Origin of the sequence: Blautia segnis (assembly GCF_014287535.1) — a bacterium.
In the GTDB taxonomy this organism is placed as follows: Bacteria; Bacillota; Clostridia; order Lachnospirales; family Lachnospiraceae; genus Blautia_A; species Blautia_A acetigignens.
In genome coordinates, this window is record NZ_JACOOT010000019.1 from 56,173 (window position 1) to 73,372 (window position 17,200).

The following is a 17,200-nucleotide window of genomic DNA, read 5'->3' on the forward strand; positions in this document are numbered from 1 at the left end:
TATCATTATAATGCTTCAGAGAGAAAAATGCCACCCTTATTATGACAGATAATTACACTATTCTGACTTCTGGTATTTAAATACTTCGGAACCCTTTTCCGATAATTTCACTGCTGTTTACAATGGTGATAAATGCATGGGGGTCCAGATGGCGCAGGTAAATACGAAGACGGTTGGTTTCACTTCTGGTGAGAACGGTCATCAGTACCTTCTGCTCCGTTTTTGTGTAAATGCCGAAAGCCTTCTGCTCAGTAGCAGAACGGTGAAGATCATTGATAATGAAAGACTCTACTTCGTCCGGATACTTACAGATTACGGTACAGACCTTTCGAAGGTTCAGGCTCTCAATGGCGCTGTCTACTACGGTGCATTTCAGGATCATGCCCAGGATACAGTAAAGTCCGGTCTGTGCGCCGTAAAGATAGGCTGCCACAAGCACGATTCCAAGGTCACTGACCAAAAGGGCGCGTCCGATCTCAAGGCTTGTGTATTTGTGCAGGATCATAGCCACAATATCGGTACCGCCTGTAGAGGCACCTACATTAAATACCATAGCAGCACCAACTGCGGGGAGAATAACGGCAAAGCACAGCTCCAAAAATACATCATGAGTCAGTGGTGCCTGTAATGGGTAAATAAATTCACAGGCACTGACAAAAAAGGACAAGGCAAAGGAGGAATAAATGGTCCAGCCCATGGAATGGATTCCCAGGAAGAAAAATCCCAGCACAACCAGCACTGCATTGACGATCCACATGAATACACCGACATTCCATTGTGGAAAAAGGGTGGACAGTATGATGGACAGACCGGAGGTTCCCCCAAAGGCGAAATGGTTAGGCGTTTTAAAAATGGAAATTCCTACTGCCGTGAAAATCAGTCCCAGATTGAGGATCAGGAAAAAAATCAGGTTGTCTTTTGTAAATATTTTCTTTTTCATAAGTTTTACTCTCCTTCTTTGGATATCTTAAGTATAACGTAAAACGCAGTCTCTGTAAAGAAACTGCGCTCAAAGAATTGCGAATAATAATATGTTTAAAAGAAAATTATCTGGAAAATAATGGTATTTTATGAAATTATCTTTTGGGATAAATTCCCACAAAGGAAATTAAAGGCGCAACACGATAATCAGAAAATACAATTTTAAGCTTCCTGGTGAAAGCTTCGGAAAGCTTCACGATTTTCTGATATCCTATAACGGTTCCTTCATAAACCGGAACCCACTTCTCTTCTTTTTGTGCGTAGACACAAAAGGCCTCCACTCTCTGGCTGTGCTGGATTGCCTCTTTTATTACCAGATAGCCCAGTGCCTTTTGGGTATGCAGATTGAAAATAAGTTCCGCTGGGAAAGCTCCGGTTTTGGCATCTGTCTCTGGCTGGTACCAGGTGGTTCTGGTGTCTGTGAGAACATTCTGAACCGGATGAGCGGCATCTTCGGAGGACGCAGTTATCTCTGCAAATTCTGCAAGATTGCCGGAAAATGCACTTCTCTTCCACTGTCCCAATTCTGCCAGCCTGGCAACATCATTTGGATGGAGCAGCCCGTTTGGCATAGGCGGAACATTAAGAAGAAAGGTAGCGTTTCCACCTACAGATCCGCAGTAAATAGAAATCAGCTCTTTAAGGCTTTTTACCTGATTATCTTCTTTTGCGTGATAAAACCAGCCCGGTCTTATGGAGGTATTGACCTCAGCAGGATACCAGATCAGGTCCTTTTCTCCCTGAAGAGCGGCTCTGCTTCCAAGATCCTCCATGTCACTTGTAATTTTTCGCTGACGGAATTCCTCATCATCTGCCTGCTGGCTTTTTTCCTGTATGCTCTCTGCCAGTGCAGTACGGGCAGGAACTACACTCCACTCGGATTTACGCACATCTCCGGCTTCATTGCCGCACCAGCGGATATCCGGGCCGCATACACAGATGCAGGCGTCTGGCTGATATTTGCGCACGCAGGCATAATAGCGTTCCCAGTCATAGACCTGTTTTTTGCCATTTGGTCCCTCGCCGCAGGCACCATCCAGCCAGACACTGAATATTTCTCCGTATCCGGTGAGCAGCTCGGTAAGCTGAGCCAGATAGTAATCATCATATTCCTTTCCCGTTCCATAGCAGGGCTGGTTCCGGTCCCAGGGGGAAAGATAGATTCCGAATTTCATGCCGTGACGGCGGCAGGCATCCGAAACCTCTTTGACTACATCACCGGTTCCCTTTTTCCATGGGCTTGAGGCAACGCTGTGACTGGTGTATCTGGTGGGCCAAAGGCAGAAGCCGTCGTGGTGCTTGCAGGTGAGGATCACGCCCTTCATGCCTGCGCTTTTGGCTGCAGATACCCACTGGTCGGCATCCAGCTTGGCAGGGTTAAAAAGCTTGGGATCTTCGGTTCCGTCGCCCCATTCTCTGTCTGTATATGTATTCATTCCGAAATGAAAAAATGCATAGAATTCCGTTTCCTGATAGGCAAGCTGCCTGTCACTTGGAACAATTCGAATTAATTCCTGATCTGTTGGCATATATAAACTCCTCTCTAACCCTTTAAGCCGCCTGCGCCGATTCCCTGCAGCAGATATCTTTGTCCAATAAGATAAATAATAATCGTCGGAATCATGACGATCACAAGTCCTGCAAACAATGCACCCCAGTCTGTAGCGTACTTTTGCACCTCAAACAGGTTTGCCATACCAATTGGAAGTGTTTTTTTTGCATCCTCTGTGAGAAGTACAAGAGCCAGCGGATATTCATTCCAAAAGCCCATGGCACTTAACATGGTAATGGTAGCGATTCCAGGCTTGGCAAGAGGAACCATTACCTTAAGCAGAAGCTGAAGGTTGGTAGCGCCGTCAATTCTGGCAGATTCCTCATAGTCCCTTGGCACAGCGGACATAAAGCCCTGGAGAGTAAAAATACAAAACGGAAACTGCATGACTGCATAAACAAGGCACAGTACCGGAAGATTGTTCAATCCGTTTATTGCCTGTAATTCCAGAAACAGAGGAATCATAATATAGGTTGCCTGCAGGAAAATGCATGCCATATAAATGGTTGAGATCAGCTTGCTCCCTACAAAACGGTATCTTGCCAGCGCATAAGAAATAGGAATAACAAATAAAAGCAAAAGCACGGTTGAAAGTACCGTTACCAGTACGGAATTTCCAAAATAGGCTGCAATGTTTGCTTTTCCCCAGGCTGCAATAAAGTTGTCAAAATTCAGTGCTGCAGGCAGCGCATAAGGATCCGTCAGATACTCTGTATTGGTTTTAAATGCAGACATCAGGTTCCAGAAAAGCGGATAAAGAAAAATAATCGTGAACAGAATCATCAGGATTCTGACACACCATGTTCTTACAGTTTTCATCAGTTCCCTCCTATTCTTTTTCAGACGACAGCTTTCGTGAGATTATTGCAATGATAATTGCAAGTACAAGGGTAAACATGGCAATAGCCATAGCATATCCGAAGTTGGCGTTTCGCATGCCCTGGGTATACATATACTGAAGAAGGACACTGGACGCCCCGTTTGGTCCGCCGCCTGTCATAACATTTGACAGGGTGAAGCTTAGGTTTATGGTTCCGGAAAGAGATAAAATATAGGTGGTTCCAATGGATTTTCGAAGAAGCGGAATGGTGATCTTAAAAAATTTCTGTGTTCCGGTAGCACCATCAATAGAAGCTGCCTCGTACACCTCCTGGGAAATTCCATCAATAGAAGCCACATGCATTACCATATAATATCCGATCGCCTGCCATACCAGAGCAGCACCGATACACCACAGAGCAGTTTTTCCCTCTCCAAGCCAGGCATGCTTCCAGGTGGAAAGATGAAACATATCCAGAAGATGGTTCAGAATTCCTCTTGTAGGATTAAACACAAAGGACCACACAATACCTACAACTGTCATGGATATAATACTTGGGAAAAAGAAAACAGTACGGTAAAAGGATTTTTCCTGAAGCTCGCCCTGGGTGAGAATAAAGGCAAAGATCAGACTAAGGAAAATAGTCACAGCCGGGATCACCAGCATCAGCTTAAAGGTGTTAAGCAGAGCCCGGATAAAATCTTTGTCCTGAAACATGTAAATATAGTTATCTAAAAATACGAATTTGCTGTTAAAGCCAACGCTGAGTGCAGTAGAGCTGGTAAAGGAAAGGTAAACTGCATTCACCATGGGAACGATCATAAAGATGATCGTAAGGATTAAAGCCGGAAGTGTACATAAGGCTATGAATAATTTCGGTTTTTTTACCACGCTAGGTCACCTCGTTTTTATATTAAAGTTATGGAAATATCCGTTTTGGGTGAAGAAAGGCTGCTGCATACATGTGCAGCAGCCTTTCTATGGAAAACAATATTCCTCCTGTTATTTTGCAGCTTCTTGGTCAGCGCGAATCTGCGCAAAAGCATCTTCTACATTCTGAGCCCACTCTTCTACTGTCATTTCATCATTCATAACAGAAGTGATCGGGTTGAAGATTTCATCCTTAGGATTCACCTTACAGTCAGCCGGAACTGCGGAGAAGCTCATAATCAAGGAGGATGCCTTTGCTTCTTCATAGATTCCGTACATGTTGTAGATTGCTGCAGACAGCTTGTCCTTTGCTACCTCGCGGGCACTCTTGGTTGCGTAAAGTGCACCGGAAGCCTCTGCAAATGCAGATACAGATTCATCGCTGTACAGGAAACGGAGGAATTCCTTTGCAAGCTCTGGATTCTTTGCAGCTGCCGGAATGGAGAACTGCTCGCAGCTGTCGAATATGTAATGCACATCGTCTGCGTTCTCAGTCGGAATCGGAGCCATTGCAAACTCAAAGCCCTCTTCTCTTGGAGCATCCTGCATCTCATTTTCCATCCAGGTTCCATTCGTGATAAATGCTGCTTTTCCAAGCATCATTTCTGTCTGGGATTCCGTATGGTTCATGCCCACAGTACCCTCTAACAAATAGCCTTTTTCTGCGATCTCTTTGATATGGGTAAGGGCCTTTAACACACCTTCGTTATTGAAAGAGCCTTCCTCATAATTGGCAATCCTGGTAAGGGCTTCCTCGCCGCACTCATTTGCGATTGCCGGCCAGAGCATTTCTTCCATGTATCCTGGATAAATTCCCTGATAGGTAAAAAGCGCACGTCCGTCAATATCCTTCAAGGTATCGCCAAGTGTGAAAAACTCATCCCATGTTTTGGGAACTTCCAGATTATTTTCCTCGAAGAAGGTCTTATTGTAGATCAGACCCTGCGGGCCGCTGCTAAATGGTGCAAGATAGATTTCGTCATCTCCGTAAGGCGCACATTTGGTGCTGGAAAGGATACCATCTGTAATATCATCCCGAAGAGTTCCGGTTCCTGCATAGTTTTCTCCGTCAAATACATCGTCCAGATTGAGAAGCGCATGCTCCTTGATCAGGGAAAGGATAACGCCATCCTCGGCTCCATCATTGAGGCAGATAAAATCCGGTGCGTTTCCGGCTACGATCTGTGGACGGATGATATCACCGATAGTCGGGCTGATGGTCATGTTTACCTTCACGCCCTCATGGCTTGCTTCAAAAAGCTCTACCATCTGGTTCCAGTAAGCATCTCCGTATCCGCCCTGGAAAATGGCAATGTTCAGTTCCTGCTCTTCTGCTTCCGCAAATGCTGTGAGCGGGGAAAGTACAGTAGCTGCGCTCATGGCAAGGATCATAGCGGATGCTGCAAATCTTTTTTTCATAGGGTGTTTCCTCCTTCTGGTTGGCTGTTTTATTATGTTTGCCTGATGATGCTATTATATTTGAAAAATCATTTATAGTAAATCGACAAAATAACTCTTGCTATGGAACATTTTCTTGTAAAATATATCTGATATGGATTTTCTTGCGGCATATATGTATTATTTTTTTGTCTTTTGCTTTTACATAGATTATTCTGTTTTTTTCCTGTATAATGAATGAAAATAATAATATTTTGACAGATATCCGTTAGAGGACAAAAGCAATGGGAGGATCCGCCATGGGAAAAAAACATCATTTTCAGGGATTTCGTAAATTCAGTATCAAAACAAGACTTGTAATTGCCCTTCTGATGATTTCTATTATTCCATTAGCGGGGATCAGCGGCTATTCTTTTCATATATTTTCCGTGGCACTTCAGGAGAAGCTTTCTGCGTCCATTTCCCAGACCCTGTCCATGATCAATCTGAACATGGTAAGCGAGATTGAAAAATACCAGTATCTGTGCGGCTCTATCTGCATCAGCGAGGAGATTAAGGAAGGCCTTCTGAAAAAAGACATGACGGACATGGAGAAGAATCAGGCGATCAATGAGATCCAGAGCATGATCCGCAATAAGATCATCTATCCCGCCCAGGCGAAAAACATTACTGTCTATGATACAGAAGGAAATATTTTTTATGATCTTGGCTATGACGGGTTTTATCAGGAGGATGTGGACAAAATCCTTTCCCGGCTTGAGGAGCAGGATCAGGATGTGTGGGCTTACGTACACACTTACCGGGACCGGGATATTCTGGTTCTTGGAAGAAGGATTTATGAGCAGTATTCCAAAAGCCGGGTAATCGGATATACCCTGATTTCCATTGAGGAGAAAATTTTTTCCAAGACGGTACTGGAGCCTGTAGGGCTGTCGGATTCTTCCAATATTATGTATATGAATATGGATGGAACCGTGCTTTCTTCCTGGAACCGAAGTATATCTCTGGGGAAGAAAATTGATAAAGAGCTTATGAAAAGAATCGGGGAAATGCTTCCAAAGAAAACAGATTCCTTCAGTATCCAGGAGGATGGGGAGGAACAGCTGGTAACTTACATTTATAACAAAAACCTGAATCAGCTATTTGTATATACCATGCCCTACCACTATATTAATTCAGAGGTTTATGCCATGCTAAAGCAGATTCTTGTGGTGGTGATGCTTCTGGTTTTGCTGTGCATCGGGATCGTAGCCATGGTATATCAGGGAATTATGTCTCCCATTAAAAGAATGCTGGAATTCTGTAAAGCACTTTCCCATGGGGACTTATCTGTGCGTATTCAGGACAATCATAAAGACGAGCTTTCCAGACTTTCCGGAAGTATGGATCATATGGCAGACACCATTGAACATCTGATGGCTCAGCAGAAGGCTCAGGAAGAGAGAAAAAGGGAACTGGAGCTGCAGATGCTTCAGTATCAGCTGAATCCTCATTTTCTTTTTAACACTCTGAACAGCCTTCGGTTTGTGGCTGCTATGCATAAGGATCTGATCGTAAGCGATGGAATTCAGGCACTAAGCAGTCTTTTACAGAATACCCTTACCAATAAGAACGAATATATTACCATTCGGGAAGAACTGGAAAATCTGGAAAACTATTTTTCCATTCTCAGAATCCGCTACGCTGGCAGCTTTGAGTATTCCTTCCATGTGGAGGAGGATGAACTGCTCTCCTGCCTGGTTCCCAAGCTGATTTTGCAGCCACTGGCAGAAAATTCGGTGATGCATGGCTCTTCAGATGACGGTACCGTAATGGAAATCCAGATTACCTGCTGGCGAGAAGAAGATCATGTGGTTATAGAGCTGTCCGATGACGGTAAAGGCTTTAAGGTGACGGACGACGCCCTGGCACCTCGCCCGGAGCGAAAAAAAATTGGCGTTGCCAATGTAAATGATCGGATCCAGCTGAATTTCGGACGGGAATACGGGCTGAAAATTGACAGTCAGCCAGGAGAAGGAACCAGGTGTACGCTTACTCTGCCGGAGCTCTATGCGGATTCACTTTCATAAAATACACAATTGGTCGGAAAGGATAATACATGTACAGTATACTGATTATTGATGATGAGCCCATTGTAAAGATTGCCCTTCGCTCCATCCTGCCCTGGGAGGAGCATGGCTTTTCTATTTGCGGAACGGCATCAAATGGGCTTGAGGCACTGCCTCTGATTGGCCAGCATCATCCGGATGTGATCATCACAGATCTGAAAATGCCCGGGATGGATGGGCTGGAGCTGATCCGTATCTTAAAGGAACAAGGATATCCCGGTGAAATTCTGGTGCTTAGCAATTACGAGGATTTTGATTCTGTGAGAAGTGCCCTGCTGCTTGGTGCTGCAGATTATCTGCTGAAAATTAAGATCCAGCCGGATACCCTTCTTGCCTGTTTAAATAAAACGGTAGAAAAATTAAAGGACAGAGTGCCCAGTCATTGGGAAACTGAAAAAAAGGATCCAAAAGAGAATATGCAAGCGCTGCTGCTGGAATTTTTCAGGAAGGATGCAAAGCTTTCAGATTTTATTGCTGAGCACGACAAAACCAGACTTGCGTTTATGGAAGCTTCCTGTGCCATCTGCTATGTAACCTTTGAGAAGTTTTTATCTAACGAAGCGTTTTCCATATCCGGAAATCTTCTGCGGGATATGATCCTGGATGCGGTCCAGGGAGTGCTGCAGCCCTATATTCTGGTACTGAATGATTATAGCGCATTGGTTGTTTTTTCCCAGGCAGAGCTGTCTGGCAGTGAAATTAAGGTGGAGCAGCTGGTGAAAAAACTGTACAATCGTTTTACCATGTACCAGTCCTTTGCACCGGATATGCCCTATCAGGAAATGATGAAAAATTATGAGGAAGCACGGAGTGTATTCCGGGAATTTTCCTCCAGTGAGGGACATTATAAAGCAGATGTGGCTAAGACCCTGGAATATATGGAGGAAAATTATATGTATAGGCTTACCCTGGCTTCTATTTCCGCAAATGTGAATTTAAGCTCCAGTTATCTGTGCAGGATTTTTAAATCAGAGGTTGGAACAAGCATTACCAACTATCTGAATAATCTGCGGGTGCGCAAGGCTGCAACCTTGATCAAAGAGAATACCCTATCCATGAAAGAGATTTCTTCCATGGTAGGAATTGATGATCAGCTTTATTTCAGCAGGCTGTTTAAGAAATACATGGGGATTTCCCCATCAGAATATGGAAAGAAGTATCATCAGTAGGCGGATCATAATACCAATAAACAATAAGGAAAGGACTACATATATGGAATTATATTTTAAAAATTCGGCAAAATGCTGGCTGGAAGGATTTCCTCTGGGAAATGGACGAATAGGAGCAGTTATTCACGGAGCCCCGGATCATGAAGTACTGCAGTTAAACGAAGATACCTTATGGTCAGGCTCTCCTTACAGCGGACAGACCGGGCTTTCCCCTGAAGTGGTGAAGCAGGCCGGGGAGCTTGCAAAAGCCGGGAAATATGAAGAAGCAAAAATGGTCATAGAAAAGAAGCTGGAAGAAGCTGAGGATGTACAGGTTTATCTGCCCTTTGGAGATCTGCATCTGGATTTTGTGGAGGATAATTATGGTGCTGATGAAGATACATTTGCAGGTGCTTCACCAGATTCTGATACATCTGTGACAGATTATGAAAGGTGTTTGGATTTAGACCGGGCTGTGGCCTTTGAGCACTATGTGAGAAATGAAGCTAAGGTTACACGTACCTGCTTTATCAGCTCACCGGCTCAGGGACTTGTGTATCAGATCAAAAACACCAAGCCATTCTCCATTTTTATTCACTGTGACGGAGCCTTTATCCGTGAGAAGGATTATAAGGAAAATCATTTCACGCTTACCGGAATCTGTCCGGGAAGAAGCGGACTGAAGGTTATTAAGGAAAATAAACCGGAAGAGTTCCTTTTCCCCGAAGAACCAGAGCTTCAGGGCGTACACTTTATAGGAGAAGGGTGTGTAACTGCAGAAGGTGGAAGGGCTGCCGTGTCTGCGGATGGAATTCTTTTGGAGCATGTGACAGGGGTGGAAATCCGTATGGCAATCCGTACCAGCTTCCGGGGATTTGACAAAGCATATACCAGCCAGTATTCCGATACAGAAATTCGTCATATGCTGGCTGATGATTTAGAGAAACTTTCAAAACCTTTTGAAGAGCTGCTGGATGAGCATGTGAAAGAATATAAATCTTTTTATGGAAGAACTTCATTAAGACTGTGGGATGATGTCCAGAAGCTTTCGAATGGAAATTCCCGGTATGATCTGCGGGAGCGTCTTGCCGCATTTCATGAGGGTGCATCTGACCCGGAGCTTTATGCAATCTTGTTTGCTTTCGGAAAATATCTGCTCATCTCCTCTTCCAGGCCGGGAACCCAGGCTGCCAATCTGCAGGGAATCTGGAGCAATGATATTATTCCCCCATGGTTCGGAGATTTCACCGTAAATATCAATACAGAAATGAATTACTGGATGACAGGTCCCCTGAATCTTGCTCAAATGCAGGAGCCGCTGGTAAATCTTTGCAAGGCACTGGTAAAAAACGGACAGCAAACTGCCAGAGAGCTGTTTAACTGTGAGGGAACCGCCTGCTTCCACAACACGGATATCTGGGGTAAAACCTCTCCGGCAACGGGAAAGGCGGTATGGTCGTTCTGGCCATTTGGGGAGGCATGGCTCTGCCGAAACCTGTTTGACCAGTATTTATTTACAGAAGATAAAGAGTATTTGAAGGAAATTATGCCTATACTGGAGGAAAATGTGCGATTCTGTCTGGCTCAGCTTCAGGAAACAGATCAGGGACTTGCTATCTGCCCCGCTACTTCACCGGAAAATCTGTTTTATGAGGATTGTTCCGTGGCCAAATACAGTGAAAATACCCTTGCCATTGTAAGAAATCTCTTTCGGGATTATGTGAAGGGCTGTGAAGTACTTGGTCTGCAGAGCCAGATTTTGTATGATGTACTGGAAGCCTTGGAGCGCATGGTACCTACTGCGGTGGGAAGCAAGGGGCAGATTCTGGAGTGGAACCAAGAATTTCCGGAGCAGGATGTGCATCACCGCCATGTTTCCCATCTTTATGAGCTTCATCCTGGCTGCGGCATTACTTTGCAGACACCGGAATTGTATAAAGCAGTGAGAAAGAGTCTTGAGCTTCGGGGAGACGAGGGGACCGGATGGAGTCTGGCTTGGAAGGTTCTGATGTGGGCGCGTATGGAGGATGGCGCTCATGTAGAGAAAATTATGAAAAATCTGTTTTACGTGGTAGATCCAACGGAAGAAATGGGAATGCGAAGAGGCGGTATCTATCCCAATCTGTTTTGTGCTCATCCGCCATTCCAGATTGACGGAAACTTAGGCTACAGTGCTGCTGTCGCCGAGGTTCTGGTTCAAAGCCAGGGCGAAGAGCTTGTCCTTCTCCCTGCGCTCCCACCCTCCTGGAGAAACGGGGAAGCCACCGGGTTCATTGCCCGTGGGAACATCCGCGTGGATCTTAAATGGGAGGGGAAGAATGTCACCTATACCTTAACTCCTGCTCATGATACCACTTTGCGTCTCCGTGTCGGAAAAGGGGGTGTGAGGGGGTATTCACTGCGTGGGGGTGTGGCATACGAAGGAAATGGGGGGCTGAGCTGAGGGGGGATTTAGTTAATCAAGGCGGACGCCTCTGGACACCTGTTATTCCACGCAGGTCGGTGCAACGCTCCGGTGAACTAACTGCTAACTACGGCTAAATCGTTCAGGAGAGCCTTCACGATTAAGCCTTCATAAGCAGTGGATTTCACCTCCGCTAAGGACGCACCTGAAATGACCTGCTTAGGAGTAACAGGTGTCCAGAGGCTGTGCATCGGCTGGAATTCCCCTTAATGCCAGTAAATAAGTATCAGTCTGAATTCCCTCTCAGTGTCAGTGAAGAAGTATCGTTTTAGCACATTCTCCTTGCGAACTCACGTCCTGGTAACAAAACAACTAAAACAACTGCTTCACTAAGTCCCGCCAATGTGGCAAAAACTGCATCATTTCTGTAGGACAGAAAGTTTCAATTACCCAATAATAACATAGTGTTCTTTCAACTCATTGAGCATATTATGCTTAATTTCACCTTCATTTTGCAATCTGCCAACTACAATTCCAGGAGCAATATGAATCATTCCTGCAAATACCCTCACCGCATCAATGGAAAATACATGATTCTCTTTAAACTTTATAAAAGCATCTGTTGGAATCAGCTGATCTCTCGCCCATTCATTTGCAGCAATTTCATCCTGCTCCGATGTTCCATCAGAATTTCCTATGTGTCCAAGCATAATATGCCCTAACTCATGGAACAGGCTGAACCAAAATTTGTCCGCGTCACTTCCTCTGGCAGTCAGGCCCAAAACAATTTTGTTTCCATCAAGAAATGTAGCTCCGTGCAAAAAAGAACCCTTCAAATGCGGCAAAAAAACTAATGCAATTCCATACTCCGATAAAAGAAATTTTAATTTAGGACTAAACTGTTTCGGCTCCATCAGTGTCAGCTTTCGAATCTCATCAAGTCTATTATTGAATCCTTTCACATTTATCGGTTTTGTTTCAATTTCCCTGGCAATAACCTTTACTCTTTGCGCCCAGGCCATAAGTGCCAAATCACTTTTTTCCGTAATCGCCAGTCTGCGGCAGGCAATTCGTGTAATCTGCCTGTTTTCTAACAAGGAAAGTTCCACAATCCCAAAATATTTTCTTAAGTTGATCACTTTTTCTTTTATATTTCTTGTAGCAGGAACCCAGCCATATTTTGCCATTTCACTATAAGGAAACTTTCTGGCAATTTCTTCATCCTGTTCCATTAAATTTTCAGCTTCAACCTTAATTAACTTCTCTCTGTAGGCGGCTTCAAGGTTATTCCAAAACTTGGCATACACACCAAGAACCACTTCCAGTCTGACTGCACAGTCTGGAGTAAGCTGCACCTCTCCATTAATAAGCTTGCTGATATGCTTCTCTGACATATTCATTCTTGCGGCAAATTCTTTCTGACTCATGCCTCTGTCAGTTAACTGCTCTTTGATTGTGGCTCCAGGTGGTGTCGCTATATAACTTCTGCTCCTGACCATAGTAATACCTCCGATATACTAGTTAATGATAATCAACGATTTCTAAAATATTCGCAATCTGGATTTCATTTCCATTTTTTTCAAATACTAACCGGTACGGATGAACAAGATCCATAGCATACTGGCCCTTTCGGTTTTGCGTTAAAGGATGACAGCGACCAATACGAAATTGAATCATCATTTCCACTGTGTCAGCCGCTGATATTTCACCTATACGCATGTCTATTTTTTCTGCCATTTGGGCACCGTATGTTTTTCAGCGACCTTGATATCCGTACAAATTTTCCTGATTTTATTGTTTTTGTACGTAATTTCCAACCGCCACTCTCCTATAAAAAATTTACCTGCTAGGTTAATAAAATATTAGCACATTTCTTAATATGTGTCAATTTTACAATTAACCTAACAGGTAAATTAAATATCCTACAACCATCTCGATTCCAGTGAGTTAACCGGAAACTGATGCTAAGATGCAGTTTAGTGAATCAAGGCGGACGCCTCTGAACACCTGTTATTCCACGCAGGTCGGTGCAACGCTCCGGTGAACTAACTGCTAAAGACGCACCTGAAATGACCTGCTTAGAGCGTGTTTGAAAAATCATTCCCGCAATCTGCACGCCCCACTTTGCTAGAATTCTCCTTAATGCCAGTCAATAAGCATCGGTCTGAATTCCCTCTCAGTGCCAGTTAAGAAGTATCGTTTCAGCACATTCGCCTTACCAGTAACCAGTGAGTTCACAAGGTATATTCGTGAGCAGGTCATTTCAGGAGCGCTCTTAACGGAGACGAGATCCACTGTCTACGAAGACTTAACATTGAAGGCTCTCCTGAGATGTTTAGTCGCAGTTGGCAGTTAGCTCGTCGGAGTGTTGCGACGACCTGCGATGAATATACCTTGCGAACTCACGTCCTGTAAACGACTGCTTCACTAAATTCCCCCTCAGCCCCTAACCATCTTTCCGCTCTTTTTTGCCGCCTCAATCAACTGCCCCAGCCGCATATTACAGCTACCCACAGGTACATCCGTGCAAATGATTCTCTCACACTGCTCCATCACACGGAGGGCTTTTTGAAAGGTCTCTTCAGAAATATCCATAAAAGGCCTTTCTGTTATCACATCTGCCGCCAGAAGTCGTGCCAGACGGTAGTCTACATCATTGGTATAAAGAATTCCCGCAATAAACGGCGTATGCTCCTTCTGCAGCTGCCGGAATACAGGAATACCGGTTCCGTTTCCGCAGATCACAAATGTTTTCGCCTCTCCCTCCGGCTTTGGAAGTTCAATACTTCCAAACAGAGGATCAAAAAAGCCATTGTTAATGTCATACAAATCCCGGATCATATTTTCCTCAAAAATATCCTCCGGCCTTCCGAAATGGGAAATGGTATCTCCTTTTACGCAAATAATCTTATCCGCAATCTTCTGTGCCAGATCGATTTCATGAAGAGACATGATCACTGTAATATGCTTCATTTTTGCCATATCCCGGAGAATGGAAAGCAGATCCAGCTTATGCTTGATATCAAGGAAGGAGGTTGGCTCATCCAGGATAATAATATCCGGCTCCTGGCAGATGGCACGAGCAAGCAGAACACGCTGCCGCTGTCCGTCACTGATATTGTTAAAATCACGGCTTCCAAGCTCCTGGGCATGTACTGCACGCATGGCCTCTTCTACTTTTTCCTCATCCTCTCTTGTAAGAAGACCAAGCCGTCCTGTATAAGGATAGCGTCCTGTTGCCACAATATCATGGCAGGTCATCAGCTCCGGCTTCATACGCTCTGTGAGAACCACCGCCATACGGGTGGAAAGATCCCTAAAAGAAAAGGAGGTGAGATTCTGGTCGTCAAAGTAAACCTTTCCGCCAATAATCTGCAGCTGACGGGTGATACTTTTCAAAATTGTAGATTTACCGGAGCCATTTGGTCCGATCAAAGTCACAATTTCTCCTTTTTTGATGCCAATACAGATATCGTGGATCAGTGCTTTTTTGTTGTATCCTACGGACAGATGGTCCATTTTAAAATAGTAATTTTCCATCTTTAGTTTCCTCTCTTTTTACGCAGCATCATAAAAATAACTACCGGTGCACCAAATATGGAGGTGACAGTACTGATATTCAGCTCTAGCGGTGCAAATGCCATTCTGGCGATCAGGTCACACATCATACAGAAAACAGCTCCTCCAAGAAAGGTTCCCGGGATAATAATAAGTGGTCTTGATGTGTTAAAGCTTCTTTTCATCAGGAAGGGAACTGCGATTCCAACAAAGGAAATCGGTCCGGCAAAAGCAGTTACGGTTGCAGACAAAATGCTGGAAAGCAGGATCAGGGCAACACGGAAGAAGCGGATATTTACTCCCATGCTTTGGGCGTATGCCTCTCCAAGCTGATAAGCACCTATGGGCTTTGACAGAAGGAAGGTCAGAATCAAGGTAATTCCGATTACCACAAAGGAAATATATACGTTGCTCCAGCTCATACCGGAAAAGCTTCCCTGAGACCAGCCGTGGAGATTAACAATATCGGAATCATCTGCAAAGGTAACTACAAAGTCTGTCACTGCAGAGCAAATATAGCCGATCATAATTCCGGCAACCAGAAGGGTAGCCATATGCTTGATCCTTTTTGAAATCAAAAGGATAAATCCAATTGAAATTAAAGAACCGATAAAGGCTGCAATGATCAGGGTATAAGAAGTAACATTTGCTGCTCTTCCAAGATAATAAATCATGGTAAGAGCTACTACCATTTTTGCACCGGAGGAAATGCCAAGTACAAATGGTCCGGCAATTGGGTTTTCGAAAAAGGTCTGCAGCAAAAAACCGGATAAGGATAAAGCGCCGCCCAAAATAGCTGCCATCAGGATTCTGGGCAGACGGATTTTCCAGATAATGCTGTACTCTTTTGTATCTGTCACTTTTTTTAAAAGAATATCTGCGATTTCTGACAGGGAAATATGGACATTACCGGTATTGATATTCAGCACGGTGATCACGCAAAATGCCAGGATCAAAAGAATAAACACCAGGGCGTAGCGGGATCTTCTTTTGAAATTTTCCATGTGGAAGCTGGTTCCACCAGGTTGTTTACTCATTCTAGGTTTACTCCATTTGTGTTTTATTATGGGAAAGCGGACCACTTTACAGAAGTCCGCTTAAAAATCAGTTCAATTTGTGCAGGAAGGTCATATCCTCCTCGCTGCCGCCTGTGAGCATCAGGTTAAAATCATTGATCAGCTCGCCGATGGTATCCGTATGCTGATACATGGAATTATCGGTGATCCATACATTTCCATCCTTTACTGCCTTGAAATCAGCCAGAAGACTGTCCTTAGCCAGAAGGTCGTCAAGGCTCTTTACAGAGGCATCAATGCTGGTATTGTAGATCAGATAATCTGCATCCACAGCAGTGTTGTAAAACTCTTCCATTGTGATGGAAACAGAGGTTTTGCCGCTGTCATCCTGAAGGTCTGCAAATGCATTTCGCCCGCCTGAAATGTCGATCATGCTGGAAATGTAATCTTTGGGATTTCGGACAACCGGGGAACCGCTGGTGTTGATATAGAAAAATGCCACGGTTTTCTCTGTGTTGGTGAAATCCTTTAATTTCTCAATGATCTGCGCCTGACTGTCAAAGAAAGCGGCTGCTTCCTCTTCCTTGTTCATCATAGCTCCGTAAAGCTTGATCCACTCCGTACGGCCAAGGGGCTGGCTTTCATAGCTGGAACGGTCGATAAATACCGGAATTCCAAGGGTTTCGATCATCTCCTGTACCTTTGGTGCGTGGAGGATCATGGTGGACTCAACTGCAAGATCACAGTCATCTCCTACCAGAAGCTCGTAATCCGGCTCATCATATTTACCTGCGAAAGTCATGTCGCCATTATTGATGGCATCTGCTGCTGACTGGATGTACCAGCCGGATGCGTCCAGTCCGGATAATTTGATGGAAGCTACCGCGCCGATGGCATCAAACAATGCCATTGGGGAAGTAGCTGCCATGTAGATCGTATCCAATGGCTGCTGGAGAACCTGAATGCTGTCATCCAGACCATCCGGTGCCTCCATTCCTTCCGGTACTACAAGGTACTGTGCATTATCATGGACATCCAGAAGCTTATAGCCATCATTATAGTAATACACATCAAAGCATTCTGCAAAGGACAGCTCCATGGTGGACTGGTAAGTAAGTCCCGGAAGCTCTGGTGCTGTATGGTCAGAGGAAGTGTCCACGGAAGCATCCGTTTCAGCTACTTCCGTATTTTCTTCTGCCCATACAGGAGTTACTGCTGTAAAAGTCATCACAGCTGCTGCAAAAATGCCAAGAATCCGGTATTTCAGCTTTTTATCGTACATAGT

The 17,200-nt window shown here is 44.5% G+C and carries 14 protein-coding genes; 3 read left to right on the plus strand and 11 right to left on the minus strand.

The window, feature by feature from the left end:
* Positions 1-76 precede the first annotated feature (76 nt).
* The 5 genes from H8S54_RS08465 to H8S54_RS08485 form a co-directional block, all read right to left on the minus strand.
* Positions 77-940 carry a YitT family protein gene (locus H8S54_RS08465; RefSeq protein WP_186901287.1) on the minus strand — a complete coding sequence of 288 codons (864 nt, stop codon included), beginning with the start codon at positions 938-940 and terminating at the stop codon, positions 77-79.
* Positions 941-1,076: 136 nt separating this feature from the next.
* Complete coding sequence (locus H8S54_RS08470) at positions 1,077-2,510, minus strand: alpha-L-fucosidase (RefSeq protein WP_186901288.1); 1,434 nt, start codon at positions 2,508-2,510, stop codon at positions 1,077-1,079.
* 14 nt (positions 2,511-2,524) lie between these two features.
* Positions 2,525-3,352 (minus strand): carbohydrate ABC transporter permease, encoded by an 828-nt coding sequence (locus H8S54_RS08475; protein WP_117850267.1) that lies wholly within the window; start codon positions 3,350-3,352, stop codon positions 2,525-2,527.
* A 10-nt stretch (positions 3,353-3,362) separates the two neighbouring features.
* Positions 3,363-4,244 (minus strand): carbohydrate ABC transporter permease, encoded by an 882-nt coding sequence (locus H8S54_RS08480; RefSeq protein ID WP_117850265.1) that lies wholly within the window; start codon positions 4,242-4,244, stop codon positions 3,363-3,365.
* Positions 4,245-4,355: 111 nt separating this feature from the next.
* Positions 4,356-5,702, minus strand: coding sequence for a carbohydrate ABC transporter substrate-binding protein (locus H8S54_RS08485; protein WP_117850262.1), 1,347 nt, complete (start codon positions 5,700-5,702; stop codon positions 4,356-4,358).
* Positions 5,703-5,980: 278 nt separating this feature from the next.
* On the opposite strand from H8S54_RS08485, the gene H8S54_RS08490 reads away from it, so the two are divergent.
* From H8S54_RS08490 to H8S54_RS08500, 3 genes are read left to right on the plus strand one after another with little or no spacing between them, the layout of a single operon-like run.
* Entirely contained in the window at positions 5,981-7,750 is a 1,770-nt protein-coding gene (locus H8S54_RS08490; protein ID WP_186901289.1) for a sensor histidine kinase, read from the plus strand.
* A 29-nt stretch (positions 7,751-7,779) separates the two neighbouring features.
* Positions 7,780-8,958 (plus strand): response regulator transcription factor, encoded by a 1,179-nt coding sequence (locus H8S54_RS08495; protein ID WP_173767762.1) that lies wholly within the window; start codon positions 7,780-7,782, stop codon positions 8,956-8,958.
* A 43-nt stretch (positions 8,959-9,001) separates the two neighbouring features.
* Complete coding sequence (locus tag H8S54_RS08500) at positions 9,002-11,380, plus strand: glycoside hydrolase family 95 protein (RefSeq protein ID WP_186901290.1); 2,379 nt, start codon at positions 9,002-9,004, stop codon at positions 11,378-11,380.
* 407 nt (positions 11,381-11,787) lie between these two features.
* On the opposite strand, the gene H8S54_RS08505 is transcribed toward H8S54_RS08500, so the two are convergent.
* From H8S54_RS08505 to H8S54_RS08525, 6 genes are all read right to left on the minus strand, one after another.
* The gene (locus H8S54_RS08505; protein WP_186901291.1) at positions 11,788-12,840 is read right to left on the minus strand and encodes a HigA family addiction module antitoxin; all 1,053 of its coding nucleotides are present in this window, start codon (positions 12,838-12,840) and stop codon (positions 11,788-11,790) included.
* Between the two features lie 22 nt (positions 12,841-12,862).
* Positions 12,863-13,078, minus strand: a complete 216-nt coding sequence (locus tag H8S54_RS08510; protein WP_243176724.1) for a type II toxin-antitoxin system RelE/ParE family toxin — start codon at positions 13,076-13,078, stop codon at positions 12,863-12,865.
* 247 nt (positions 13,079-13,325) lie between these two features.
* Positions 13,326-13,490 (minus strand): DUF6783 domain-containing protein, encoded by a 165-nt coding sequence (locus H8S54_RS19335; protein ID WP_408610270.1) that lies wholly within the window; start codon positions 13,488-13,490, stop codon positions 13,326-13,328.
* Between the two features lie 290 nt (positions 13,491-13,780).
* Positions 13,781-14,881, minus strand: coding sequence for an ABC transporter ATP-binding protein (locus tag H8S54_RS08515; protein ID WP_021926933.1), 1,101 nt, complete (start codon positions 14,879-14,881; stop codon positions 13,781-13,783).
* Between the two features lie 2 nt (positions 14,882-14,883).
* On the minus strand, positions 14,884-15,936 hold the full coding sequence (locus H8S54_RS08520; RefSeq protein WP_117850245.1) for a FecCD family ABC transporter permease: 1,053 nt from the start codon (positions 15,934-15,936) through the stop codon (positions 14,884-14,886).
* Positions 15,937-16,003: 67 nt separating this feature from the next.
* The gene (locus H8S54_RS08525; protein WP_186901292.1) at positions 16,004-17,197 is read right to left on the minus strand and encodes an ABC transporter substrate-binding protein; all 1,194 of its coding nucleotides are present in this window, start codon (positions 17,195-17,197) and stop codon (positions 16,004-16,006) included.
* Positions 17,198-17,200: the final 3 nt, after the last annotated feature.